The organism is Shigella sp. FC1661 (assembly GCF_001712525.1).
Lineage (GTDB): Bacteria > Pseudomonadota > Gammaproteobacteria > Enterobacterales > Enterobacteriaceae > Escherichia > Escherichia coli.
In genome coordinates this window covers 1-1,346 of the sequence record NZ_MDGW01000340.1, presented here as the reverse complement: position 1 = coordinate 1,346, position 1,346 = coordinate 1, and the positions used below count along the sequence as shown (strand labels likewise).

Annotated in this window: 3 protein-coding genes and 2 pseudogenes; 3 read left to right on the top strand and 2 right to left on the bottom strand. The window is 45.8% G+C overall.

The genetic code is table 11. The annotated features are described in order from the left end of the window. The 3 genes from BFF42_RS17525 to bfr form a co-directional block, all read left to right on the top strand. Window positions 1-118, top strand: a 118-nt coding sequence (locus tag BFF42_RS17525) for an EF-Tu C-terminal domain-related protein (protein WP_000531011.1), incomplete at its 5' end; no start/stop codon positions are given. Between the two features lie 182 nt (window positions 119-300). Continuing rightward, on the top strand, window positions 301-495 hold the full coding sequence (bfd, locus tag BFF42_RS17520) for a bacterioferritin-associated ferredoxin (protein ID WP_000289090.1): 195 nt from the start codon (window positions 301-303) through the stop codon (window positions 493-495). A 72-nt stretch (window positions 496-567) separates the two neighbouring features. Continuing rightward, window positions 568-1,044: a bacterioferritin gene (bfr, locus tag BFF42_RS17515; RefSeq protein WP_000675520.1), complete on the top strand. Its 477-nt coding sequence runs from the start codon at window positions 568-570 to the stop codon at window positions 1,042-1,044. Here the strand turns inward: bfr and BFF42_RS17510 are convergent. Further along, window positions 1,041-1,112: pseudogene (locus BFF42_RS17510) on the bottom strand (prepilin peptidase); the annotation flags it as partial. The gene bfr and the pseudogene BFF42_RS17510 overlap by 4 nt on opposite strands. Window positions 1,113-1,125: 13 nt before the next feature. Further along, window positions 1,126-1,346, bottom strand: a pseudogene (locus BFF42_RS17505) (IS4 family transposase); the annotation flags it as partial.

The following is a 1,346-nucleotide window of genomic DNA, read 5'->3' as shown; positions in this document are numbered from 1 at the left end:
CATCAAAATGGTTGTTACCCTGATCCACCCGATCGCGATGGACGACGGTCTGCGTTTCGCAATCCGTGAAGGCGGCCGTACCGTTGGCGCGGGCGTTGTTGCTAAAGTTCTGGGCTAATTACACGTTAATTAGTTTTGAATTGAAAAGGGCGCTTCGGCGCCCTTTTTGCTGCCCGTAATTTGAGCTCGAAATATTTAGTCGTAATTTTGCTCGCTGAACTATGGCGCAAATAAAACTGTGCTATTGTAATCATAACCATTCTCATTTACACTTTGCGCAGAATTTGAACGGGAGCAATCATGTACGTTTGTTTGTGTAATGGTGTAAGTGACAAAAAAATTCGCCAGGCAGTCCGTCAGTTTCATCCGCAATCTTTCCAACAATTGCGTAAGTTTATTCCTGTGGGAAATCAATGCGGTAAGTGCATTCGCGCCGCGCGCGAAGTGATGCAGGACGAGTTGATGCAGATGCCAGAATTTAAAGAGATTGCCTGAAGACCACGCTTATTTTTTGACATCCCGCTAGCCCCATCTACGCTCTAATAGTGGAAGCGGAGGGACTATAAAATGAAAGGTGATGTTAAAATCATAAATTATCTCAATAAACTATTGGGAAATGAGCTTGTCGCAATCAATCAGTATTTTCTCCATGCCCGGATGTTTAAAAACTGGGGCCTGATGCGTCTCAATGACGTCGAATACCATGAATCCATCGATGAGATGAAACACGCTGATAAATATATCGAGCGTATTTTGTTTTTAGAAGGAATCCCCAACTTACAGGATTTAGGCAAACTGGGGATTGGTGAAGATGTCGAGGAGATGCTGCAATCCGACCTGCGATTAGAACTGGAAGGCGCGAAGGATCTGCGTGAGGCTATCGCATATGCCGACAGCGTTCATGACTATGTTAGCCGCGATATGATGATCGAGCTCCTTGCTGATGAAGAAGGTCATATCGACTGGCTCGAAACTGAACTGGATCTCATCGGTAAAATTGGCCTACAAAATTACCTGCAATCACAAATTAAAGTTAAAGATTAACGGCCTATCAGCAAACTATCCCAGCCTATAACGAAACCCGCAGCCGCCAGAAATGGCCTAAAAGGCAGTAATGCCAGTCAGTTAAGCAACTGACTGGCTCTTTTTCGGGGCTGTGGGGTATTTCCAGGGCCTCTCCTTTACCACTCTCGGAAGGCCCTTCCCCTTCTCGTCGGTAATTTCACAAGTTGTCCCATACTTGCAAGATCGCGCATCAGCTCCGGTATACGTCCCGGTGAAGCGCCCTGCAATGTCATCAGCATTCTCATCACCATTCCGCATGATTCTGAGAAACTCAGTTGATT